This is a genomic window from Salinibacillus aidingensis (genome assembly GCF_055393355.1).
The window spans coordinates 1417513-1441602 of record NZ_AP043759.1 but is presented as its reverse complement, the minus strand read 5'-3'; the positions used below and the strand labels follow the sequence as shown (position 1 = coordinate 1441602).

The 24090-nt window shown below is 39.4% G+C and carries 26 protein-coding genes; 5 read left to right on the top strand and 21 right to left on the bottom strand.

Annotated features, from left to right (window positions below; all coding sequences use genetic code 11):
• The gene (locus tag ACZ5OK_RS07860; RefSeq protein ID WP_343840885.1) at positions 1-786 is read right to left on the bottom strand and encodes a patatin-like phospholipase family protein; all 786 of its coding nucleotides are present in this window, start codon (positions 784-786) and stop codon (positions 1-3) included.
• Between the two features lie 174 nt (positions 787-960).
• On the opposite strand from ACZ5OK_RS07860, the gene ylbJ reads away from it, so the two are divergent.
• Entirely contained in the window at positions 961-2160 is a 1200-nt protein-coding gene (ylbJ, locus tag ACZ5OK_RS07855; protein ID WP_343840882.1) for a sporulation integral membrane protein YlbJ, read from the top strand.
• 21 nt (positions 2161-2181) lie between these two features.
• Here the strand turns inward: ylbJ and coaD are convergent, their stop codons facing one another.
• On the bottom strand, positions 2182-2664 hold the full coding sequence (gene coaD / locus ACZ5OK_RS07850) for a pantetheine-phosphate adenylyltransferase (protein WP_343840880.1): 483 nt from the start codon (positions 2662-2664) through the stop codon (positions 2182-2184).
• Positions 2661-3233, bottom strand: coding sequence for a 16S rRNA (guanine(966)-N(2))-methyltransferase RsmD (gene rsmD / locus ACZ5OK_RS07845; RefSeq protein ID WP_343840878.1), 573 nt, complete (start codon positions 3231-3233; stop codon positions 2661-2663). The genes coaD and rsmD overlap by 4 nt, the downstream gene beginning before the upstream one ends.
• A 433-nt stretch (positions 3234-3666) precedes the next feature.
• Here rsmD and ACZ5OK_RS07840 point away from each other — a divergent pair, with 433 nt between their 5' ends.
• Positions 3667-4053 (top strand): DUF7147 family protein, encoded by a 387-nt coding sequence (locus ACZ5OK_RS07840; RefSeq protein ID WP_464758664.1) that lies wholly within the window; start codon positions 3667-3669, stop codon positions 4051-4053.
• A gap of 56 nt (positions 4054-4109) precedes the next feature.
• Here ACZ5OK_RS07840 and ACZ5OK_RS07835 read toward each other — a convergent pair whose 3' ends face one another.
• The 6 genes from ACZ5OK_RS07835 to ACZ5OK_RS07810 all read right to left on the bottom strand — a co-directional run bounded on the left by ACZ5OK_RS07835 (position 4110) and on the right by ACZ5OK_RS07810 (position 7335).
• Positions 4110-4463 carry a YlbG family protein gene (locus tag ACZ5OK_RS07835; RefSeq protein WP_343840873.1) on the bottom strand — a complete coding sequence of 118 codons (354 nt, stop codon included), beginning with the start codon at positions 4461-4463 and terminating at the stop codon, positions 4110-4112.
• Positions 4429-4869 (bottom strand): YlbF/YmcA family competence regulator, encoded by a 441-nt coding sequence (locus ACZ5OK_RS07830; RefSeq protein ID WP_343840870.1) that lies wholly within the window; start codon positions 4867-4869, stop codon positions 4429-4431. Before ACZ5OK_RS07830 ends, ACZ5OK_RS07835 begins: the two co-directional genes overlap by 35 nt.
• Before the next feature lie 103 nt (positions 4870-4972).
• On the bottom strand, positions 4973-5212 hold the full coding sequence (locus tag ACZ5OK_RS07825) for a YlbE-like family protein (RefSeq protein ID WP_343840867.1): 240 nt from the start codon (positions 5210-5212) through the stop codon (positions 4973-4975).
• A 12-nt stretch (positions 5213-5224) separates the two neighbouring features.
• Positions 5225-5608 carry a spore coat protein YlbD gene (ylbD, locus tag ACZ5OK_RS07820; protein WP_343840864.1) on the bottom strand — a complete coding sequence of 128 codons (384 nt, stop codon included), beginning with the start codon at positions 5606-5608 and terminating at the stop codon, positions 5225-5227.
• Between the two features lie 102 nt (positions 5609-5710).
• A complete protein-coding gene (locus ACZ5OK_RS07815; protein ID WP_343840861.1) occupies positions 5711-6790 on the bottom strand; it encodes a CAP domain-containing protein in 1080 nt (359 codons plus the stop codon).
• 113 nt (positions 6791-6903) lie between these two features.
• Positions 6904-7335, bottom strand: coding sequence for a CBS domain-containing protein (locus ACZ5OK_RS07810; RefSeq protein ID WP_343840858.1), 432 nt, complete (start codon positions 7333-7335; stop codon positions 6904-6906).
• Between the two features lie 181 nt (positions 7336-7516).
• Between ACZ5OK_RS07810 and ACZ5OK_RS07805 the strand changes: the two genes are divergently transcribed.
• Together ACZ5OK_RS07805 and ytvI are read left to right on the top strand one after the other, a co-directional pair.
• On the top strand, positions 7517-7894 hold the full coding sequence (locus ACZ5OK_RS07805; RefSeq protein ID WP_343840855.1) for a YugN family protein: 378 nt from the start codon (positions 7517-7519) through the stop codon (positions 7892-7894).
• 170 nt (positions 7895-8064) lie between these two features.
• Positions 8065-9123 carry a sporulation integral membrane protein YtvI gene (ytvI, locus tag ACZ5OK_RS07800; protein WP_044157263.1) on the top strand — a complete coding sequence of 353 codons (1059 nt, stop codon included), beginning with the start codon at positions 8065-8067 and terminating at the stop codon, positions 9121-9123.
• A gap of 52 nt (positions 9124-9175) precedes the next feature.
• Here ytvI and ACZ5OK_RS07795 read toward each other — a convergent pair whose 3' ends face one another.
• The 8 genes from ACZ5OK_RS07795 to cyoE all read right to left on the bottom strand — a co-directional run bounded on the left by ACZ5OK_RS07795 (position 9176) and on the right by cyoE (position 16335).
• Positions 9176-9712 carry a GNAT family N-acetyltransferase gene (locus ACZ5OK_RS07795; RefSeq protein WP_343840850.1) on the bottom strand — a complete coding sequence of 179 codons (537 nt, stop codon included), beginning with the start codon at positions 9710-9712 and terminating at the stop codon, positions 9176-9178.
• Complete coding sequence (locus ACZ5OK_RS07790) at positions 9702-10160, bottom strand: DUF420 domain-containing protein (protein WP_343840847.1); 459 nt, start codon at positions 10158-10160, stop codon at positions 9702-9704. The genes ACZ5OK_RS07795 and ACZ5OK_RS07790 overlap by 11 nt, the downstream gene beginning before the upstream one ends.
• A gap of 29 nt (positions 10161-10189) precedes the next feature.
• A complete protein-coding gene (ctaG, locus tag ACZ5OK_RS07785; RefSeq protein ID WP_343840844.1) occupies positions 10190-11086 on the bottom strand; it encodes a cytochrome c oxidase assembly factor CtaG in 897 nt (298 codons plus the stop codon).
• Positions 11087-11252: 166 nt separating this feature from the next.
• Positions 11253-11573: a cytochrome c oxidase subunit IVB gene (gene ctaF, locus ACZ5OK_RS07780; protein WP_343840842.1), complete on the bottom strand. Its 321-nt coding sequence runs from the start codon at positions 11571-11573 to the stop codon at positions 11253-11255.
• Between the two features lie 3 nt (positions 11574-11576).
• On the bottom strand, positions 11577-12209 hold the full coding sequence (locus ACZ5OK_RS07775; RefSeq protein ID WP_343840839.1) for a cytochrome (ubi)quinol oxidase subunit III: 633 nt from the start codon (positions 12207-12209) through the stop codon (positions 11577-11579).
• Entirely contained in the window at positions 12206-14068 is a 1863-nt protein-coding gene (gene ctaD, locus ACZ5OK_RS07770; protein WP_343840837.1) for a cytochrome c oxidase subunit I, read from the bottom strand. Before ctaD ends, ACZ5OK_RS07775 begins: the two co-directional genes overlap by 4 nt.
• Before the next feature lie 42 nt (positions 14069-14110).
• Positions 14111-15307 carry a cytochrome c oxidase subunit II gene (gene coxB, locus ACZ5OK_RS07765; RefSeq protein WP_343840834.1) on the bottom strand — a complete coding sequence of 399 codons (1197 nt, stop codon included), beginning with the start codon at positions 15305-15307 and terminating at the stop codon, positions 14111-14113.
• An 83-nt stretch (positions 15308-15390) separates the two neighbouring features.
• Positions 15391-16335 (bottom strand): heme o synthase, encoded by a 945-nt coding sequence (gene cyoE, locus ACZ5OK_RS07760; protein WP_343840832.1) that lies wholly within the window; start codon positions 16333-16335, stop codon positions 15391-15393.
• Between the two features lie 463 nt (positions 16336-16798).
• On the opposite strand from cyoE, the gene ACZ5OK_RS07755 reads away from it, so the two are divergent.
• Complete coding sequence (locus ACZ5OK_RS07755) at positions 16799-17710, top strand: COX15/CtaA family protein (protein ID WP_343840830.1); 912 nt, start codon at positions 16799-16801, stop codon at positions 17708-17710.
• Between the two features lie 60 nt (positions 17711-17770).
• Here the strand turns inward: ACZ5OK_RS07755 and pyc are convergent, their stop codons facing one another.
• The 4 genes from pyc to glsA form a co-directional block, all read right to left on the bottom strand.
• Positions 17771-21214 carry a pyruvate carboxylase gene (gene pyc, locus ACZ5OK_RS07750; RefSeq protein ID WP_343840827.1) on the bottom strand — a complete coding sequence of 1148 codons (3444 nt, stop codon included), beginning with the start codon at positions 21212-21214 and terminating at the stop codon, positions 17771-17773.
• Positions 21202-22404: a putative lipid II flippase FtsW gene (gene ftsW, locus ACZ5OK_RS07745; protein ID WP_343840825.1), complete on the bottom strand. Its 1203-nt coding sequence runs from the start codon at positions 22402-22404 to the stop codon at positions 21202-21204. The genes pyc and ftsW overlap by 13 nt, the downstream gene beginning before the upstream one ends.
• 255 nt (positions 22405-22659) lie before the next feature.
• Positions 22660-22956 carry an Fpa/YlaN family protein gene (locus ACZ5OK_RS07740; RefSeq protein ID WP_425542217.1) on the bottom strand — a complete coding sequence of 99 codons (297 nt, stop codon included), beginning with the start codon at positions 22954-22956 and terminating at the stop codon, positions 22660-22662.
• Positions 22957-23151: 195 nt separating this feature from the next.
• Positions 23152-24081: a glutaminase A gene (gene glsA / locus ACZ5OK_RS07735; protein ID WP_343840819.1), complete on the bottom strand. Its 930-nt coding sequence runs from the start codon at positions 24079-24081 to the stop codon at positions 23152-23154.
• Positions 24082-24090 lie beyond the last annotated feature (9 nt).

The window sequence follows — 24090 nt, the reverse complement described above, 5'->3', positions numbered from 1 at the left end:
TTATGGGGTCTCCTTCCAGTTGTTCATCTTTTTTTGGATCACGTCGATATGCTTCAACGTTTCTTTTTCACCTTCCTGAATGATTTCTGAAATATTGGTGAATGCGCGTGAACTAAAACGTGATACGTCTGGTCGCAGCAAAACATCTGCATTTGCTGATCTGGCTTTTACCACTTCATCCTGCATAATATCAATGCTTTGCATAATGACATCATATATGGAATTCACTTCTGCAACCGATTGATAATGAGCACAGTCGACAGCAATGGTGATGTCTGCTCCCATTTCCTGTACAGCAGTAATGGGGACACGATCAACGACACCGCCATCGACAAGTAAACGGCCGTCCTTCCTTACAGGGACAAAGATACCGGGAATGGAAACACTGGCCCGGACCGCTTCAGCTGCATCCCCCTCTGTAAACACCACTCTTTTTCCCGAATGTAAGTCTGTGGCTACGATACTGACAGGGATGGGAAAATCCTCAAGCTTCCTGCCATGGGTAAATAATCGGACATATTCTTCAATGCGGTGACCTTGAAAAAACCCCATTTTCGGTACAGTAACATCCAGAAAGTAATTTCTTCTGGAATACTTGGCCGCTTGATATAGATGTTCAATGGACTGGCCTGCTCCAAATAAAGCACCTACTAACGCTCCCATACTGCTCCCGGCAATGTAATCAATGGGAATATGATAATCCTCCAGTATTTTTATAACGCCCAAATGTGATAATCCTCTGGCTCCCCCTGATCCAAGCACCAGGCCGATTTTGGGTCTTTCCAAGCTGACCACCCTTTGCTCTTTTTAAACATAATATGCATAACAAGCTTATTCATGAGCGTATATTGTATAGAAGTGCTTGTACGATGATGGCTAACCTTACTTCAATAACATTTTACTACCCTGGAGATGATTCGTACAGAATATCATATTAAATACTGCAGGAGGACGAACTTCATGAATGGAAAAGTAAAATCTATACTCTTTGCATCGGGAGCACTATTTATCGGGATTGCCATTATTCAAAATCCCAAGGAAGCACTTGATGCATCCCAACGCGGAATAAGTTTATGGTGGGAAATCGTTTTTCCTTCACTCCTCCCTTTTTTTATTACAGCAGAAGTTCTGATCGCCTTTGGTGTCGTTCGTTTTTTTGGCGTTTTATGTGAGCCTTTTATGAGGCCATTATTCAACGTACCAGGTGCGGGAAGTTTTGTCTGGGCAATGGGAATGGCCAGTGGCTATCCATCCGGTGCTAAGTTGACAGCCAGACTCAGACAGGAAAAGCAAATATCCAAAATAGAAGCAGAACGACTCGTATCTTTTACCAATGCATCCAATCCGTTGTTTATCATTGCTGCTATCTCCATAGGATTTTTCCATGATGAACAACTGGGAATTTTATTAGCTGTGTGTCACTATCTGGGAAATTTTTTCGTCGGTATCTGTATGCGATTTTATGGAAAAAAGGAATACAGCCATCAAATAAAACGAACCTTTTCTATTAAACGTGCCTTTCAGGAATTGCATGAAACCAGAATGAAAGATCAAAGGCCTTTCGGAAAAATTTTAGGTGATTCTGTTACCAATTCCATACAGACATTAATGATGATCGGTGGATTTATCATTGTTTTTTCTGTTATCAATCGTTTATTACTCTTAATGGATATTACACCTTTAATTGGTCAGCTATTTCAATCGATTTTTTCGATCTTCGGCTTACCTGATGTTTTATCCTTACCCTTTATTGCAGGCCTGTTTGAAATTACCCTCGGAGCTCAAATGACTTCTGAGACGACATCTACTTTATTGCAGCAAATTATCATTGTCTGTTTTGTATTAGGCTTTAACGGGCTTTCCGTACAGGCCCAGGTTGCAAGTATCTTAGCAGAAACCGATATTCGCTTTTTCCCATATTTTCTCGGCCGAATCTTACATGGAATCTTTGCCAGTCTATTAGCACTTATATTATTTAAACCTTTGTATGCTGATGTAAAGCAGACCACCAGTGGGGATGTTCCTGTTACGGATTATGTAAATGCCCCATCGTTCTGGAGTGAGACTTTGCACTATTTTCAGCATTATGGACCTGTGTTTACCCTTACCTTCCTGCTCATTGGTGTGCTGATCATGTTTAACAGAAGCAGAAATGGATAATTGGCTCTACACCTGAGCCTATTATCCATTCATTTTTTTGTATACTTTTTCACTGACGATTGCTGGAACGAAGGTTGAAATATCTCCATTAAATTTGGCAATTTCCTTTACTAAACTGGAGCTTACGGCAGAATACTCATCCTTTGTCATCATAAAAAACGTTTCAATTTCACCGTTCAGTTTTCGATTCATTAATGCCTGAGGAACTTCATATTCAAAATCACTGACTGAACGTAATCCCCGAATAATAACCTCAGCATTCCTTTCTTTTGCATAATCGACCAATAAACCTTTTGAAGCATCTACAGAAACGTTGGACCACTCTGCAGTTACTGAATTCAGCAGCTCTATTTTTTCTTCCAGAGAAAATAATGGGGATTTAGCCTGATTGTGAAGAACAGCCACAACAACGTGATCAAAAATCTTTGCGCAGCGTTCAATAATATCCACATGTCCATTGGTTACCGGATCAAAGCTTCCCGGGAAAACGGCTGTTTTTGTCATTTGTCCATTCCTCCTTCTATGACCTTAAATAAAGTGACAGAAATTGTACTGCCATACTCATCGGTCTTCTGTCTTTTCAATCGCTCAAAACCTTCTGGTAATCGATCATCAGTAGAATGCTCACATACTAGCATGCTTCCTGTTTGAACCAATTCCAATTCAAAAATTGCTTCAAACAGGCTTTCAAAGGAAACACGGTTGTACGGAGGGTCCAGAAATATCCAGTCAAAGACAAGATTTCGCTTTGAAGCTGCTTTTAGCGCTCGAAAAGCATCATTTCTGTATACTTCTGCCTGATCTGATATTTTTAAGCTATTAATATTTTGATAAATCGTCTGAATTGCTTTTGGATGTTTATCCACAAAGAGGACTTTATCCGCGCCACGGCTGATGGCTTCAATTCCCAGTCCACCACTGCCAGCGAATAAATCCAGCCCTGTTCCACCATCAAAATAAGGCCCAATCCTTTGAAAAATCGCTTCTTTCACTTTATCGGTTGTAGGCCGGGTATTTTTGCCTGAGATGGTTTTTAAAGGATGGCCTTTATATGTACCGGAAATCACTCGCATGTTCACGTCACCCCATTCATATTCATAAAAAACCTTTACAATAGTTTTATGCTACCACATTTGGATTTTAATGGCACCTTTTCTAAAAGCTAAAAGATGAAAAAAAATTTTTGCTCCCAAAATGAATAAGTTCTTTCATCAATGGTCACAATGATAGATGAGAACGAAATAAAATTCGTTCTAAAACGGAGAAGGCTTACGTTTCCCCATAAGTTCTTCCTCCGGTTTCTCCTCTCCCTTTTTTGTCTCTTTGTTGCGAAACAAAGAGAGCCTGCAGATATGTATCTGCAGGCATTTTTTTTAGAAAAGCGGAGGCGACCGGGTTAGGCCCGACGGCATAAGCAAAATTTCAAGTTTGATAAATGTTCATTTTTGTCATCATTCATGCTAAATTAGGTATTGGACATATTAATAGGGAATGAGGTGACATAAAATGATGCAGCGATTTATCCCTTTAGGAAACGGATATTCTGATATATATGAATTGATGTACATAGGCAGAGCCATGCCGGAGCGAGTACGGCATATGCTGGTGTTACATCCGTTCGATGAAAATAATCCTGAAGCTTCATTAGCTTTAGTGATGAAACCGACCAATCCCGGAAACTTTCAGCCCATCTATATTTGTCTGGAAGGAGTTCCGATTCCAAGTAAACGTTATGATTTATGGAGAGAACTGGCCGATGAACTCCAGCATGATGTGATTGAACTTACCGTGTCTCCTTCCGGTAAATTTAGTGATCAGGAAATATTTTTTCAGCATTTAATCGGCATATTGCGAACCAACCATTATTTACCTCGATTACAGAGAAGTTTTTAAAATTATTTCTTTAAAAAAGGTTCCCTGAGGACGTATCCCCGGGGAACCTTTTCAGGCTAAAAACCGTATTTAGATTCTTCTTCTTTTATTTCTTTTGCCTTTTCGTTTTCAAATTCTGTTCGGATAAATGGTTTATAAGATGGTTCAGCCTTTATAACAAAAGGAAGCTTTTGTAATTGTTGTAATTTATCCTCTGTATCCTCCTGATTCACATAAAGCAGCACATATCTTTGCTTTTTCGACATGGTTATGATATGACCAAACCTTCGAAGCTTACGTCCATTTTTTATGTTTTTTACCCAAACAAAAATTCCTTGCCTTTTTGTAAACATATCATCGTCCTCATCGTTCTTCAAAGTTTTATCCGGATAAAAATCAGGATGCGCAGCCGCAGGAACCACCACTTCCACAGCCACAACCACCTTTGTCTTTGAAAACTGCACCATCACGAGGAACTTTAATGGTTGAACTCACTTCTTCAGCCAAAATTCCGCTGATATCGTCCAGCAGGGCCTGTAGTTCTGTTTCTGCTCTTTTATATAAAGCAACCGTTTCGTGCATATCCATTTCACGTTTTACTGAACGTACTTCCTTGGTGATTTTACTATAATCCGGATGATAGCGTCCAAAACGCTGAACCTCTTCATATTTTTCTTTCATATTTTGAAAATCGGCGATAAGCTTCTGGGCCTCATCATCCTGCTCTAATTTATGTTTAGCTTCTTCATAGCGGTGCATGGTTTCGGACTGAAGGACCATTTGACCAATATTTTCGGCTTTATCTAATATGTCAACAACTTCCATTGTGGCTATCATGATTCCACCTCCACTTTCATCATATCAAAGATAACCGGAGATGAAAATCTTTTCCTATTATTTTCAATATTTTAACGACCCTCGTGTAATTGGATTTCCCTATCTAACCGTCCGTGTTCATATATTCGGACATAGAAAGCAGCATAGACAATAAATTTAGCTGTTCGCTTAATTTCCCGGCCTTCTGAGAGAACGTCTGACCATAAAAAGTTTTAGAGGTCTCTTCAAGAACATTTATGCGCTCTGGATTACGTGTAAGAATACGGTACCAGGATGGATTCATCCGGACAAAATGAAGAAGATCAGGGCGTCTTTTTAAAAAATGATAAACACTTGGCTGCATCCTTTCCCCTCCTTAATCTTTGCCAAACTTAAATGGATCAGGCCGGTGTTGCTGGGCACCCTGAGACCAGTCTGAGCCGGAATTTTGCTGCTGAAATTGCTGAATCAGGCTTTGAACATTGGAAATCACTCCATTCAATTGGTTCATCTGATCCTGCAGCTTATTCATATCCATATTATTCATCATGTTTGAGAGCTTTTGAAACAGCTCCTGATTATTGGCGCGTTTTTCTTTAGTTGCAGACCTTTGCCCATCTTCTTTAAAGTCGTCCCAATACTCGTCCTCTTCCCCGTAAAGCAGCCATTTTTCATAGTAAGGCTGCCAGCTTTCTTTCCGATTTCGTACGTGCTCAATTAATTTCGGATGTTTTTCAACGAATGACTTAAATTGTTCCACCTTGGGATGCAAACTGGACATTTGCTTTTCACCACCTGTGCACAAATAACTACTAGTATTTTATGTAAAACATCCAGCAATTGTGCAGGTGTGCATGGGCGATTATTGTATTTTTTGCAGAAAATTCTGGGTATAATAATCTCTGTAAACGCCTGTTCCTAAATGGGTGAAATCTCCGTTTAGCAAGGCTTCCCTGTGCCCTTTGCTATTTAACCATCCTTCTACAGCCGCTGCTGCATCCGGGTACTGAGCCGCAATATTTTCACCGGCTGATAAGTATTTAATTTGCCGTTCTGCCAGTCGTTCCTGAAGCCCATCTCCATCAGGTGCGTAATGGGAAAAGTAATTCTTTTTGGCCATATCCTCACTATGGGAAAACGCAACCTCTGATACAGGCTCATACCAGCTAAATGTCGTTAGTGAAAACCGTTTACGGATTTCATTGCTGAGAGCAAATATTTGTTTTTCCCTTCCTTCCTGTATGTTTTGCCACTCCTTATCTGAAAGGTTAATCTCCGGCAAATCACCTCTGTACTTCACTGCATAGGGCTTCAGATGCAATAATGTCTCCGCATCCAGTAACCTTACAGAGGAAAGTTGCTTTGTAAACGTATCAAAATATAATTGCATAAAACGCTGATCAGACAATTTTATCAATGGATTGCGTCGTTTTTCTTCTTCCTTTAATTGAAATTGATAACTCCCTCTGGATAATTCCATGTCAACCTTGGTTTGTGCCGGAAAGTGCTCCTGAACCTTGTCATAGGAATCGCCGATGGAAATAGGATCGATTGATAAACTGTCACCCGTGGCATAAATGGTTACAGCTTTCCCTTCCTTCATTCCTACCTGTATATACTGACCGGCTACATTTTCATAAACCCACCACTGATACCCGAATGGTGTAGGATCCTTACGAGTCGGCTGACCCAGAGTTTCAATAATTGATTCCCGATTAGCTGTGAACAGGCTGAAGAGCTCTCCTTCAAACTGTTGTTTAGGAGATGAATCTTCAGGTTGTGCCTTTTCGGTCTGTAAATCCGCTATATCAGGATCTATTTGAGAAATCTCTTCCTTAAACGAAAAAAGTAAATCCCTGGTTTTATTTATGATTTCAGGACGCTGTTCAATTATAAAAAAAAGCACAATCGCCAGTAACAAAATTCCGGTCATTTTCCTCATCGACACTTCCCTCCACTTCCGTTATACGCGAATTTATTTAAAATTATACATGATTCCATCTTCCAGTGTGGGATGAAAATAAAAAAACCGCCGAATCGGCGGTTTTTGATAAATTAATGAAGCTCATCACGTTTTTCGGAAATTTCGTTAAGGGCTACCCCGGCAGCATGGTCAGATTTCTTTTCCAGGGAAAGGTCACCTAAGGATACGATCCCAACCAGCTCACCATTATCGACAACTGGCAGGCGTCTCACTTGTTTTTCAGCCATAAGCTGGCTTGCCTCCTGTACATCAGTCGCAGGTGAAACGGAATATAAGTCATCACTGATTACTTCCTGTATTTTCGTTGATTCAGACTTTTTAGCAGCGTAGCCTCGAAGCACTAAATCCCGGTCCGTTACAAGCCCCATAAGGTGATTCTGATTGTCGGTGACCGGAATCACTCCTACATCCAGATCTTTCATTTTAACCGCTGCATCATAGAGGGTATCATCCGGACTGCAGCTGGATACGTCCCGAGTCATAATGTCCTGTATGGATTTCATACATCATCCTCCTTAAATAGTCTTTATTGGACAACAGACAAAGTGTTCTCCTTTCTTTATTGTGTCCATTTTGATACATATATTTCTGAAAAAATGGGGATTTCCAGTTTAAGAATTGATTAATCAGCATTTTTTTACTATGATGGATTTAGATTGAAAAGTTAAAATAGAGGTGAAATATATGAAATTAGAAGGACATGGTATTGAAGATTCTGTTGTAAATCTTAAGCCTTTGGATCATCTTATGGAGAAAGCCGGTCTTATTCGTGCATCCGGCTGGGATTATGAGCGTGTTACATATGATTACAAAATGGAAACCAATGTGAAGAATGTTACCTATTACCTTCGAATTCAGGGGTATGCCATTGAAGGTGACGTTGACAAAGGGAATGCCATTATTAAATTGTTAACGCCTCTTTTAGGAAAGCATTATTATCCTCATGGGATTGAATATGGGGATGGTGAAGAATTTCCTGAAAATATTGTTCAAAAATCAAATCAGATCCTTAAAAAGGTAAAAGAGTCCATTGATCAATTTAAAGTGGAAGAAAATGCATAATTGGACCATACGTGGCCTCTTAGGGCTTCCTGTGTATAAAGGGAAAGGCTATTGAATCCTTAACATTCAATAGCCTTTTTTTGTTAAATTTGTTCCATATTGATGTTCAAAAAGTTCTCCTTGTGCTATATTTAAGATAGAGTTTTTTAGAAGGGAGCCGCATACTTAAATTGTTCAATAAATTAACTAAATCACAATGGACAAAAATTATCCTTTCCATCATTGCTATACTCATCATCATTTTCATATTACCTGTATCTGTTCCACTGATACTGGCGTTACTTACCGCTTTTATATTAAACCCACTTGTTCGGTTATTAAAATTTAAATTTGGCATCACCCGGAAAATAAGTGTAACCATTATTTTTATTGTATTTTTACTGATTATATCCACGATAGGTACATATGTTACAACAAAATCCGTTGCACAGCTTGTGAAACTGACAGAGAATGCTCCAAATTACATAAACAATATTACGCATGTGGTGAACAACTTAGAATCAGATATGAATACCTTTACTCAAGGGATGCCTGAAGACTTTGTAGATGAAGTCACAACTACCCTGCACGACAATATTGGAGGAATTCGTGAAAACATAAACGAAACGATTACCATTGAAAATGTAGCCGGTATTGTCGCCAAAGTACCGGAATACCTGGTCAGTTTCCTCGTATATTTAATTGCCCTGTTTTTATTTATGCTGGAGCTGCCTAAATTAAGAAAAAATGCTTATTCTTTAATGAAGGAAGAAACGGCTGAAAAAGTAAGCTTTATGACCGCCCGTTTCTCTTATGTGATTGTAGGATTTTTAAAGGCTCAATTTCTGGTCAGTATCATCATATTTACCGTAAGTTTATTAGGGCTTTGGTATATTGCACCTGATGTAGCCATCATTATGTCAATTATTATCTGGTTAATTGATTTTATTCCGATCATTGGATCCATTATTATTCTTGGACCATGGTCCCTTTACATGCTGATCACTGGTGAATTAGCTATGGGAATTCAGCTAGGTGTGCTGGCCATTATTCTCTTAGCCATCAGGAGAACGGTTGAACCAAAAGTCATGGGACGACACATGGGCCTGTCCCCTCTTGTGACACTCATTGCCATGTATTTAGGACTGAAATTGATTGGTATTTTAGGTTTCATCATTGGTCCACTATTAGTCATCGCCTACAATTCCGCCAGAGAAGCCGGAATTATCAAATGGAAAATAAAAATATAGTTAAGAACAGCAAAGGAGCTGTCTCACGTTGTATGAGACAGCTCCTTAATGTTTATGGATAGGCATATACGTCAACTGTCTTAAAACGATGATGCAGCAAATAACCTGCATTTTTTAATGCCTTCATTGAAGAAACATTCGAGTGATTACACTCCGCATATATTCTCTTTATATCAGACTGGGATATCGCCCATTCACTAAGATACTTAATGGCTTTTGAAGCAACCCCCTTATTACGCTCCTCAGGTTCAATATGATAGCCTATCCATATCTCCCCTTTATCGTTGGGCATTGACTGTATGGTAATATCTCCAGCAATGGAGGTGTCTGTTGTAATCACCCATGGACCATAGCCCTGATTACGGATATCTCTCAGCAATAACTCATGATAAAGAGGCAAATAAATATTTAAATGAACATGTGGCCAGCGTTCAGGTATGGTTATCCCGTGTTTTTCAGCATACTTTTCCGGTTGTACCAAGAGCAGCTCTGCATCTTTTTTAGTAACTGCTCTTAGTGTTAGTTCCTGACCTGTTATGATCACAGCAACTCCCTCCATCAGCAGCTCAATTGTTAAATCAAAAACCAAAAATAGCCTTTAACATGCTTGTTGTCTGTCCCCCATCATAGATAACATATAAAAGGAGATAGACGACAACACCTGTTACAGCTGAGAAAAACCAGATGACACTTGTAATGGGGCCGATTTTACGGTGCTTGGAAATCTTTCGTTTAAATGCTAAGTATAATGTAACTACCCCAAAGACAGCTGCTGTTGTTGCCAGAATTATATGGAAAATCAGAAATACCGTATAATAGATTTTAATATCATCAGGACCGCCAAATGACGTATTCCCGATAAATATTGTTCGGGACATGTAAATCGTAAAGAAAGCCAGTGCAGCTAAAGCGCCACTGATCATAACCTTTTTATGAGCCTTTCGCTTATTTTTTGCGATTAAAATCCATCCAATAGCCACTAAAATGGCCGAAATAATAATAAATACTGTACTTAATGTGGGCAAAATTGTCGCCATACTTGTCCTCCTATAGTTCCTATGCAGTCTCAGGATTGATTGGGAATCGGATCAACACCTCTGCTCGACTCATTTTTAAACCATTTAAAGAATACTTTCGCCAAAACAAACCCGTATATAATTTCCTGCATAACTTTCATGATAATTCCACCAGCCTGCTGGTCATATAAAACACTTACATTCGTTATAATTTGCGGACCACCAAATGAAATTCCACTTAGTACGTCTGAAGGAACACATAAACTTAAAGCAGTTGTCCATGCCTGCATCTCAGAGTAAGTGGCATAGATTGGTTCACTTGAAAAAATGATAAGGGCACATGCAGGTGTGATAAGCATCCCATTTCCAAATATATATAAAATTTTAGCAAAAGGTTTCTTTATCTGATGATTCTGTAAAGGTGACATAAGCGGCCACCACATACAAAACGCCGTAAAAAGAATAAAGACCGAAATACTTGAATGAGCTAATTGATGGGATTTGGAAAAGTCCAAAATCGCCGGTATATGATAAATGGAAAAAGTAAAGTTAAAGAGCAGCACCGCTACCAGTGGTTTGGTTAATAGCCTTAAGACAGAGCCTATCAGCTTCACATCAAAAACCTTTTTCCAGATCCAGACCGGTATTCCCTTGATAATAAGAATTGGAAATAATAAATAGTACAAGGCCATTTGAATCATGTGCGCCATAAGAGAAATGTGAGATAGTAAATCGACCGGTGCTCCTTTGATTATATACAGTAAGAGCAATCCGAGATAAAACATTCGTTTCTGCCTTCCTGTTGGATCATCCTCACCCTGGCCACCGAATTTATGACGTAAGGGGCCTGTAACGACATAGTAAAGCAAACCCAGTATAATTATGTAGACGAGAAAATATGGACTCCACAGAGCCTGAAATCCAAATAATTGTAGTTTTGACCACATGTTTGTCACTCCATTTTAATTATCTATTACCATTATTATAACTGATTTTATATGGTTAACCTAAACAAATAAACCATAAGTCAAACAACTGTCATAAATTATTCACACTTACTACAGCATCACTTTCGTGAAATGAAAAAGATCGAGGCGCTGGCCTCGATCTTTTTTAAATCCATGTGATCGTTGTTAGAGCTAAGATGGTTAATACAGCTGCAAATACACCAGAGTAAATCATAAGAGCTGGCATTTCATGACCTTTTTGATTTAAATGCATGAAATAATATAGCTGAAAAAGTACCTGAACAGCTGCTAAAACCAATATGATTGGTACGACGAAAAGCTTACTGAAATCTCCGGCTACCAGGCCAAAAGCAATGATGGTAAAAGCAATCATCATAGCAAATGTAATGACCTGATGCTTCATTTCCTCTTTGTGCTTTTCTTTATGAAATTGATCATGAATATTGGAATTGGTGTTATCTGCCATTCATTACCCCACCTTTCCCATGAGATAAACTACTGTGAAAATAAATACCCAAACAACATCAATAAAGTGCCAATATAAACTGGCTAAATAAAATTTAGGGGCATTATATAAATTCAAGCCTCGTCTGGCATTTCGAATCATTAGAACAATGAACCATCCAAGGCCAAACGCAACGTGTGCACCATGGAAGCCTACTAGCGCATAAAAAGCTGAACCAAAGGCATGTGCAGTAAATGTATGACCATAATCGTGAACATAATGATTAAACTCATATACTTCAAGCCCAAGAAACGCAGCCCCTAATAGTACAGTAATCCCAAACCAAACCATCATCTTCTTAAATGCATGATTTTTCATATGATAGATGGCATATACACTGGTTAATGAACTTGTAAGCAGAATCATCGTCATTATAAAGACTAAAGGTAATCCGAATAAATCCTGCGAAGGTGTTCCTTCAGCTTCACCAAAGGAATTTTTCAGTGCAAGATAGGTACCAAACAGACTTGCGAAAAGGACTGTTTCGCCACCAAGAAAGAACCAGAAACCCATAAATTTATTTTTACCTTCAAGGGTTGCACGCTCGGGTTCATGTGGTAAATTTTCTGAGCTTAGAACATCTTCGTGTGTACTCATTCTGCCCCAGCCCCCTCTTCTTCAAGATCTTCTTTATGAATGTGATAACCTAGATCATCTTTTACAGAACGGATAATCATACTTCCAAAGAAAATAACGAGACCAGCAACAATGCCGATATACCCCATTGTTGAATCTGTGCGGAAGATAAATCCAAGGCCTGCAATAAATAAACCTAAAGACATCATAAAAGGTAAGAATGAATTATTCGGCATGTGAATATCATTCACAGGCTCAGCCGGAATCATTTTTCCATTTCCCTGAGTTTTTTCAATCCATAGTGGATCCAATCCGCGCACAAGTGGTAATTGTTTAAAATTATAGTGTGGTGTTGGGTTTGGTAAACTCCATTCAAGTGTACGTCCATCCCAAGGATCAGAATCACATTTTTCTCCACTCACAGTTGTTTTAACGATATTGTAAAGCAGAATGATCGTACCAACAGCCATCAGTAATGCCCCGATGGTACTGATGAAGTTCCCTACTTCTAATTCCTGACCAGGCAGAAACTTCCAGTATCTTCGTGGCATACCCATAAGACCAAGGAAATGCTGGATAAAGAATGTTAAATGGAAACCGATAAAAAAGAGCCAGAAAGTCCATTTTCCGAGTTTCTCATTTAATATCTTACCAAACATCGTCGGCCACCAGTAATGTGTTGCGGCGATAAGGCCGAATACAACCCCGCCTACGATTACGTAGTGGAAGTGTGCAACAACGAAATACGTATCATGATATTGCAGGTCGGCCGCTGCCACAGCAACCATTACACCTGTCATACCACCAATCGTAAATGTTGGTATAAATCCTGCTGCCCACAGCATTGGAGTTGTAAGTCGGATGTTTCCACCCCACATGGTAAACAGCCAGTTAAATATTTTGATACCCGTTGGCACAGCAATCGCCATGGTCGCAATCGCAAAGATGGAGTTAGCAATTGGTCCCATACCTACTGTGAACATGTGGTGAGCCCAAACCATAAAACCAAAGAATGCAATAAGTACGGTTGCGAATACCATTGCTGAATAACCAAATAAACGCTTCTTGGAGAAAGTTGTAATAACTTCACTGAATATACCGAAAGCTGGCAATACAAGAATGTATACTTCCGGGTGACCAAAAATCCAGAATAGGTGTTCCCAGATAATTTCATTACCGCCCATTTCAGGAACAAAGAAATTGGCCCCAAAGAGACGGTCGAACGTCATTAGAAATAAACCTACAGTTAATGCCGGGAATGCAAATAAAATTAATACACTGGCAATTAGTGCTGTCCAGGTGAATAGTGGCATACGCATATAAGTCATACCCGGAGCACGCATGTTTACAATCGTCACAATAAAGTTAATTCCACCCATAAGGGTACCAAAACCAGTTATCTGTAATCCTATTGCATAAAAGTCAAATCCGTGAGTCGGTGACCAGATGGAAAACGGAGCGTATGCTGTCCAGCCCCCATCCGGTGCACCACCCATGAACCATGATAAATTTAAGAGTAAACCTCCAAATAAAAATAACCAGAATCCTAAAGCATTTACAAACGGGAATGCCACATCACGGGCACCGATTTGTAATGGAACAATCGCATTCATAAATGCGAAGATGAGTGGCATAGCAGCCAAAAAGATCATCGTTGTTCCGTGCATGGTCATAACTTCATTATAAAACTGTGCACCAATTAATTCATTATCAGGCAACATTAGCTGTAAACGAATAAGCATTGCTTCGAGTCCGCCAAGCAGGAAAAAGAAACCTCCACCAAGTAAATAGAGAATTCCTATTTTCTTATGGTCAACGGTTGTTAAGTAATCCCATAAGGTAGCGCCAAAGCCTTGCTTCTCTAACGCAGCTGTACTCACCTCAATAACCTCCCTTTAAAAGATCTTGACGACTTTCACAAATTACTCTTCTTCTGATTGTTCTTCATTTGTGTTTTCATCACTATCTTCTGCTTCATTATTTTCTTCGTTCTTATTGTCAGATTCTTCATCCTTCTGTGGCTTGATGTAGTCATCATCTTTTGCATCGTCTGGTCCAATTTCACTTGGACTTAGAGACATGAGATAATCAGCAATCTTTTCAGCATCCTCTTTGCTTGGAACTGTATAGTTACCTGTCATCTGGTTTCCAGGCTTATGTTTCTCAGGGTTCAGAATCCAGCTCACAATATTATCTTTATTGTAATCAAGAATACCGGCAACTTTGGAACGGTCACCGAAGTTTGTTACATTCGGTCCCATCATAGCTGGTGAAGAACCTACAGCGTGACAGCCTAAACAGCTGTTTTCTGAGAATAATTTCTTACCTTCTCTGGCCGGTTCACTTTCCGGCTCAGCTTCCGGATCCACATTCTGCATGTCGGATAACCACTGATCAAACTCTCCTGGACTAACAGCTACAATTCTAAAGTCCATTAAGGAGTGAGAAGGTCCGCAAAATTCAGCACACTGGCCCCAGTAAACCCCTTCTTCATCTGCTTGAATAAACATTTCATTTTCATTTTTTCCAGGGTTTACGTCCATCTTACCTGAAATTGTCGGTACCCAGAAGGAATGGATAACATCTCCTGAACTCAACTTAATGTAAACTCGTCTGTCAGTCGGAATATATAAATCCTGACTGGTTTGAACGTTTTTATCCCGATAATCAAAATTCCACCAGAACTGCTTACCTGTTACATCAATCCAGAGGGCTTCTTCCGCATTTTCTGCTTCCTCGCCTTCTTGTGTTTCAGGGGTTGTATCAGATAATGCAAATGTATATTGTACAGTTGGAACCGCTAAAATCAGCAGCAAAATAATAGGAATAACAGTCCATATTGTTTCCAATACACGGTTCCCCTCAACCTGTTTAGGAATATAATCTTCCTGTCCTTTTTTCTGACGGAACTTAACTAAAACAAATACATAAATTGCCATAACAACCAAAAATACAAACAGCATGATAACAATACTAAGGATCATAAGGTCCATAATCATGTCTGCGCCTTCACCTTTCGGCTGCAAGGCACTTAAGTACGGGTTTCCACAACCTGAAAGAACTAGTGCTAATCCACCTAGTAAAAACAGTGCTCGAAACCTGCCCATCCATCCTTTCATGAATTCATACCCCTCTTTCTCTTTTATGTTGTGTTAAATATGAATATAAAGTTAGGGAATAATGGTTTATTCACCTAACGATATTAGAAAAATGACGGAATGGTGGCAATCACCATTGCTAAAGAAATGATGGTTAAATAATTCAGTGAATAAATAAACATACGTTTGGCCCACTTTAAATCATCTTTCATAAAGAAGCCACTTATTGATAGTATTAACCAACCTATATTTAATATAGAAGCCAATACTAAAAAGATTGTCCCTAATGAACCAAAATAAAAAGGTAATGGCAGTAAACATGCTACATAAATTGTCATTTGCCTTTTGGTAATGGAAAATCCATGGACAACCGGAAGCATTGGAATGCCAGCTTCCTTATACTCCTTTGTTTTCATCATGGCCAAAGCCAAAAAGTGTGGTGTCTGCCAAATAAATAAGATAAGAAATAGTACAAAAGCAAGCGGATGAAAGCCGGTATCTACAGCAAACCAGCCAATTAATGGAGGTGCTGCACCTGAAAAGCTTCCAATAATGGTATTGATTGTATAGCGTCGCTTGGACCACATCGTATATAGAACCACATAAGTAAACCAGCCTATAAACCCAAAAAGCGCTGACATAGGTGAAGTCAGCCACAGGGCCAGCAGTCCAGCAACCGAAAAACCAATACCCAATCTGATAACAAAAGAATTCGACATTGTTCCTGTTACCGTTGGACGTTTAATTGTCCTGGACATCTTTTGATCAATATCCCGATCATAATAATTGTTTAAAATACATCCTCCGGCAATCACTAATGCTGTACCAGCCAACGTAATGATCAGGTTATCCCAATACTGTAAAAACTGTGATTGCGTAATAAATAATGCAAGCCAGAAGCCGGCAAAGGTTGTCATCAAATTTGAATTAATAATCCCAATTTTTATCAAAGCCAGAAAATCGGACCAAAGCGAATTCGTTTTATCGTAGTCCTTGTCTGATGTTTCAATCAGTGCAGGATTAGTCCCAATTGATTTAGGGTTACTCATTTTTAAACGTTACCTTCCTCTCTGTTCATTAAGTACACATTCATTCTGCTATATCAGGAAGTACGACCGTTTGAATCGTCCTTAAAATACACTTCAAAATCCCCATTATAGTTCATCATAATGATTGCTTACATCTATTTAATCACACATCATCACCGTTTGTGTGACAAATTTATGACATTTCCCTTAAAATTGATTTTTACCCTAAATTCAGTTTTGACATCAAATTAGTAAAGATATGTAGTTATGGGATTATTATGAAATGACCAACCCTATTTATTTCTAGCAAAGATATGGTAAAGATGCAACCTTTTTATGCTTATTTACGTGAAAATAGTGAAAACCTTATATATCCATAATAGCACATTTTTGTAATCAAATTGTGACAATTTCTTTTGTACATCGCATTTTTTTATATTAAAATGTAATTTGGACTTTAATATTAGAATGGTAGGTAGGAATCATGATAAAGTTTTTAAAATGGTTGTCAGTTCTATCAACAATAGGTATGCTGTTTGTTTTGGTAGGTGGAGCCCTCGTTACCAAAACAGAATCCGGACTGGGCTGTGGAAGAAGCTGGCCTTTGTGTGAAGGAGAAATCATCCCTTCTGATTTAACATTTGAATTGATTATAGAATTAAGTCACAGACTGGTTTCCGGTACAGTGGGAATCCTGGTTTTAATATTATCTATTCTTGCCTGGAAATACTACGGGAATGTACGAGAAACAAAATTTCTTGCCTTTATGTCGATATTCTTCCTTCTAGTACAGGGACTTATAGGCGCTGCTGCTGTAGTATGGGGACAGTCTGATTTTGTTTTAGCGCTGCATTTTGGCATTTCGCTGATTTCTTTTGCGGCTGTGTTCCTGCTCATGATTATCATCTTTGAAATTGATAAGAAATTTGATGCTCAGGCCCTGTATATTGATTTCGCGTTAAGACGACAATTTTATTTGTTATTTGCTTACACTCTAGTGGTCGTCTATACAGGAGCGCTGGTACGGCACGCGCAAGCAAGCCTGGCCTGTATAAGCTGGCCATTCTGTGAGCCGGGATTATCTCCTGTTGACTATAGCTTTATACAATGGGTACAAATGGGCCATCGATTTGCAGCAGGCCTTTTGTTTGTCTGGGTTATCTTTTTATTCTTTAGAATTTCCCGAAACTATAAAAAGCATAAGGTCATGTATTATGGATGGACGATTGCTCTGCTGCTGATTATTTTACAGGTTGCTTTGGGAGCAATGATCATTTTTACTATTGCAAACTTATATATCGCATTATTCCATGCTCTGGTTATCTCCGTTTTCTTTGGGCTTCTCTGCTACTTCATCCTTCTTTCCACAAGAAGCGCACAGAACGAGAGAAACTAAGTGCTGGACGCACCACGAAAAAAGCGGACTTCAGTTTCTGAAGTCCGCTTTTTTGTCTTTTTATTCAAACTCTATGAGCAGGTCACCTGTTTCAATAGCTTCTGCGTTTTTCACATAAACCTTTTTAATTTTACCATCAAACGGCGCCTGTACAGTTGTCTCCATCTTCATCGCTTCTGTAATCATTAAATGATCACCTTTTTGGACCTTTTCCCCTTTTTCAACTAAAACATCAATGACAGTTCCAGGCATGGTTGCACCAATCTGATGATCATTATCCTTATCAGCCTTTGGTCGTTCCTGGATAAGATTTTGAATGCTCTCGTCCCTGACAATTACTTCCCGCGGCTGACCGTTTAACTCAAAATAAATGACCCGTGTACCATTCTGCTGTGGTTCACCTATAGAAACCAATTTAACAATTAGGGTCTTTCCCTGTTCAATTTCCACTTCAATTTCTTCTCCCAAGCGCATTCCATAGAAGAATGTCGGCGTGTCCAGAACAGACAGGTCTCCATACTGATCATAGAACTTGTTATAATCCATATAAACCTTTGGATATAGAGCATAGGTGATTAATTCAAAATTTGTAATCTGACGGTTAAGCTTATGATATAAATTATCACGTAACTCATGGAAATCTACATTTTCAAGCAATTCCCCAGGACGTTCTTTAATCGGCTCTCTCCCTTTCAGGATGATTCTTTGCAGCTCCTGCGGGAACCCTTGATACGGCTGACCAAGGTAACCCTGGAACAATTGAACAACACTATCAGGGAAGTCCAGGGATTCTCCCCGCTCGTAAATGTCATCCTCAGTCAAATCATTCTGAACCATGTAAAGGGCCATATCCCCAACCACTTTAGAGGATGGTGTCACTTTAACAATGTCCCCGAACATGTCATTGACACGTCGATACATTTGCTTCACATCATCCCAGCGTTCTTCAAGACCTACAGCTTTTGCCTGCTGCTGCAGATTACTATACTGACCACCCGGCATTTCGTGCAGATAAATTTCTGAATGTGGCGCCTTCATCCCACTTTCAAATCCCTGGTAATATTTGCGGATGTCCTCCCAGTAATGGCCAATTTTTTCATAAGATTGAATGTCCACCTGTGGTTTGCGTTCATTGTGATCCAGTGCATAGAATAAACTATTTGCACTAGGCTGTGAAGTTAAACCAGACATTGGACCACTCGCTACGTCTACTACATCGACTCCTGCATCGATGGCCTTAGCATAAGTAAAGATTCCATTGCCGCTTGTGTCATGGGTATGCAAATGAATAGGAATGTCAATAGACTCTTTTAACGTAGAGATCAATTGATAGGCTGCTTCAGGTTTTAACAGGCCGGCCATATCTTTAATGCCGAGAATATGAGCTCCGGCGTTCTCCAGTTCCTTGGCTAAATTTCGATAATAAGCTAAATCATACTTGGGTCTTGAAGGATCAAGAATATCCCCTGTGTAACACATCGCAGCCTCAGCAACCTTTTCGTTTGATCGAACAGAGTCAATCGCAAGTGTCATTCCTTTTACCCAATTTAAACTATCGAAAATTCTGAACACATCGATTCCTGCATTTGAACTTTTCTCGACAAACTCCTGAATGACATTATCAGGATAGTTTTTGTAACCGACTGCGTTATTGGCACGAAGCAGCATTTGAAATAAAACATTCGGCATTTTATCACGCAACTTCAGTAATCGATCCCATGGGTCCTCCTTCAGGAAACGGTAGGACACATCAAACGTTGCTCCTCCCCACATTTCTACAGAGAATAGCTCAGGCAACAGTCGTGCAGTTGGATCAGCGATTTGTAACAAATCCTTGGTCCTTACACGAGTGGCAAGCAGAGACTGATGGGCATCCCGGAAGGTTGTATCCGTATATAAGACTTCTTTCTGATTCTTCAGCCAGTCTGCTAAGCCTTCAGGTCCTTGTTCATCCAGGATTTGCTTCGTTCCTGACGGGTATTTTTCCGACTGTTTCACTTTTGGTATTCTTGGATTTAAAAAGCCTGGCTTCTTCTTTTTTCCATCTCCGTCAAAACCATTGATGGTTGTATAACCAATGTAACTAAGCATCTTTGTTCCTCTATCCTTACGCTTCGGAAAGACAAACAGTTCCGGGGTCTGATCGATAAAAGTTGTGTCATATTCCCCTGTTAAGAACCTTGAATGCTGGATTACATTCTCCAAAAACGGAATATTGGTTTTGATCCCGCGAATTCTAAATTCCTTTAAATTTCTGACCATTTTACTTGCAGCTTTTTCAAAAGTCAGGGCCCATGTAGATACTTTTACTAAAAGAGAATCATAATGCGGAGAAATAACGGCACCCTGATAGCCATTTCCGGCATCAAGCCTTACGCCAAATCCTCCACCTGTACGATAGGCCATAATTTTACCCGTATCAGGCATAAAGTTATTCAGGGGATCCTCTGTGGTTACACGTGATTGAATGGCATATCCTGTGGTTTGAATGTCTTCTTGATGTGGGATGGAAATTTTATCATCAAATAAATGATGTCCTTCAGCAATCATAATTTGAGTCTGTACTATATCAATACCTGTGATTTGCTCTGTAATGGTATGCTCTACCTGTACTCTTGGATTAACCTCTATAAAGTAAAACTCTTTATCGGTCACCAGAAACTCTACCGTTCCAGCATTGATATAATCTACTTCATTCATTAACTGAACGGCAGCATCACAGATTTCCTGTCTCAGCTTGTCAGGAAGCGAAACACTCGGGGCTACTTCAACCACTTTCTGGTGACGTCGCTGCACTGAGCAGTCCCTTTCATATAAATGAACAATATTACCAGCTTTATCCCCTAAAATTTGCACTTCAATATGTTTCGGATTTTCAACCAGCTTTTCGACATAGACCTCATCACTGCCAAAAGCTGCATTCGCTTCTGATTTAGCCCGGTCAAAGGCATCATTTAACGATTCAGGACTCCGGACAATCCGCATTCCGCGCCCCCCGCCTCCTAAAGCAGCTTTAATAATAATAGGAAATTCATGCTTCTGGCCAAATTCTTTTACTTCCTCTAAATGCTTCACAGGTCCATCACTGCCAGGAATAACTGGTATACCGGCTTTAATGGCCTGATGACGGGCTTTCACCTTATCACCAAAAATCTCCAGATGCTCACTGTTTGGTCCTATGAATATAATCCCCTCTTCTTCACAACGTTTTGCAAATTCAATATTTTCAGACAAAAAACCGTAACCGGGATGAATGGCATCCACTCCAACCCGTTTTGCAATTTCGATGATTCCTTCAATATCCAAGTATGCATCGATCGGTTTTTTCCCTTTCCCCACTAAGTATGCTTCATCAGCCTTATAGCGATGATAGGATCCCGTATCTTCCTGGGAATAAATCGCCACTGTACGGATATTAAGCTCCGTACAGGCTCGAAATACACGGATGGCAATTTCTCCTCGATTTGCCACTAAAACTTTATTGATTTGTTTTATTTCACCCATGCTTTTCTTCCTCTCCTTTCATTGATTGAAAACACTGATTCTTCTGATGCATCTGGAATTTGTGAACGTGTTTTGGTGTAGGTTTGTTCACTGGATTTTACTTGCATAGCAATATTATTTAAAATACCCATGGAGATCATCAAGATTAAGAGGGAACTGCCTCCATAGCTTATAAATGGCAGTGTTACACCTGTTATAGGCAGCACACCACTCATAGAACCTATATTTATAAATGCCTGAATCCCTACCATGAAGGAAATCCCTATCGCTAACAGGGATCCAAAAGCATCTTCACACTTTCTGGCAAAATATAATCCTCTTAAAACAATTACAGCAATAGCCCCGATACTGATTGCCACACCAATGAGACCCAACTCTTCAGCAACAACTGCTAAAATAAAGTCTGTATGTGGCTGGGTTAAATATCCTAATTTTTGAACGGATTCACCTAAACCTTCTCCTGTTAATCCTCCAGATCCAATGGCTAAATACGATTGAATTAACTGATAACCTCCGCCACTGGAATCCGAAAATGGCTCATATGCCCCAGTGAATCGTTCTACCCGTTCATCAGTAACCAGATTCGGGATGGCAATGGCAAGAAAAAGAGCTCCAACTGCACCTAAAATAAAAAGGTGCCGTAAACGAATGCCTGAACTTACAATGACACTCAGTGCGATACACATAATAATAGCCGCTGTACCTATATCCGGCTGTAAGACAATCAGAATAATGGTTAACCCTGTTATTACCAGCGGCGGTATAACAGCTTTGCCGAATTGATGAATATAGGACAGCTTCTTTGAATAAACAGAGGCCAAATACAAAATAAGACCTAGCTTGGCTACCTCTGCAGGCTGAAAACTAAAGATTTTAAAATCGTACCATGATTTGGCATAGTTGACTTCCTCTCCAAAAGGAAAAACAAAAATAAGAAGAAGCAGCATACCAATAACGGTAGGTTTTATAATCCTTTGGTATTTTTGATAAGGGATCAAAGCAGTAAAAAAGAGCAGGCCTGTACCTAAAATCAGCCACTGAATTTGTTTTATTAAATAGTGATTACTGCCCATTCCTTCATATACCGCTAACACCATGCTGGCACTATAAATCATAACAAGTCCAAAAATACTTAGAGCCAGTGGTGTAAATATTAAAGTAAAATCCAAATGTTTTAATCGTTTTTTCATAACTGTCATCCTTATGGTGATTGATATTTTTTTGTTGTTCTAAGAATGAAAAACTTTTTGCTGTTTCGTTGGATATCAAAAAATCCGTATTTGTTATAAATACGACGTGAAAGAGGATTTTCCTTCTTAATTTTTAAGATTATTCTAAAATCAACAGGGAAAGAACTGAAAAATCAGTTAAATGTGACCTTTTTCTCAGATTATGTATTGGAATAAAAAACTCAAATTACAACAGATTGTTGTTGTAATTTGAGTTTATTCAGGGGATTTTTGAGCTTGAAAGGCTTCATGCAATGCACTTACCTGTCGTTCCAGGTTTTCCAGTATCTCTTTACCGGTCTCTTCACTTATTAGTTGAAGCCTGACCGCAAAATGAACTTCTCTTGATAATCCAAACATCTGTGTATCTAAAACTTCCTCATACAGTGGACACTGCGGCATCGTCAAATTATCCATCTGCACTTTTATAAGCTGTAATATTTTATCAGCATCCTGTTTCAAAATAGCCAATGCTTGTTCCCGGTCCATTGCCACTTCCGAAGACACGGACATCCCCCTCTTTCCTGTCGATCTTATGAAGGAATCTATCACCTCATAGTTTCATAAATTCCTATTTTCATCCGATTTTATGTAAACGAATACCTAATTTAAAAATACCTTCTACTTCAATATATTAACGTCAAACCAAAAAAAATGCAACCGGAGAATTTAGAAAAGCGAAGGCGGGAATAAAGCAGAATCCCACCTTCAAAAAATGGACCATTGATAATAACGGGACATGATTTCCAGCAATTTAACCCCTATAACACTATTTCCCTGTTTATCTAAAGCAGGTCCAAACACTGCAACACCACCAACATCGTTCACGACTCCCATAATGACACCGGAAACTCCGCTTTTTGCAGGAATTCCCACATTTATAGCAAAGGAGCCGGATTGATTATACATCCCGCAGGTCCCCATAAATGTATTACATATACGGGCATAATGATGGGGAATGAGCTGCTCCCCTGTCTCGATATCCTTTCCTTCATTGGCAAAAATACCCGCAACCTTTGCCAGCTGCTTTACATTCATCTGAATTGCGCATTGTTTCGTATACACATCGTGCAGTTCTTCCACACTTCCAGTGATAATCCCATTCTGTTTCATAAAATAGCATAACGATCGATTTAAAAAGGCGGAATTATATTCAGACTGGGCGACTTCCTTATCATAATCAATCGTTTCATCACCTGTAAGCAGGTGTACAAAGTCTAAAATCTCATGAAGCATATCGTCTGTCGTTTTCCCTGACATCATATTCGTAACAGCCAAAGCACCGGCATTGATCATCGGGTTGATGGGTTTTGAAGGCTTTTCAACCTCCAATTTCGATATGGAATAGAAAGGATCGCTTGTCGGTTCCTTTCCCACCCTCGAAAAAACCGCATCTTCTCCGTGATTCATCAGTGCTACAGCTAAAGCAAGCACTTTGGATACACTTTGAATCGTAAAAAAATAGTCGGCTTCTCCGGCTTGTACACATTCCCCATCTAAATGAAAAAAGGATGCTGCATTAATTTCCGGATTCTGCCTTTTAAGGGCCGGAATATAGTCCGCAACCTTTCCATTATTTGCATAAATCCGAATATGATCGACCCATTTTTCCAATTGTTTTTCCGTAACTTTTTCCATGAATCTTTT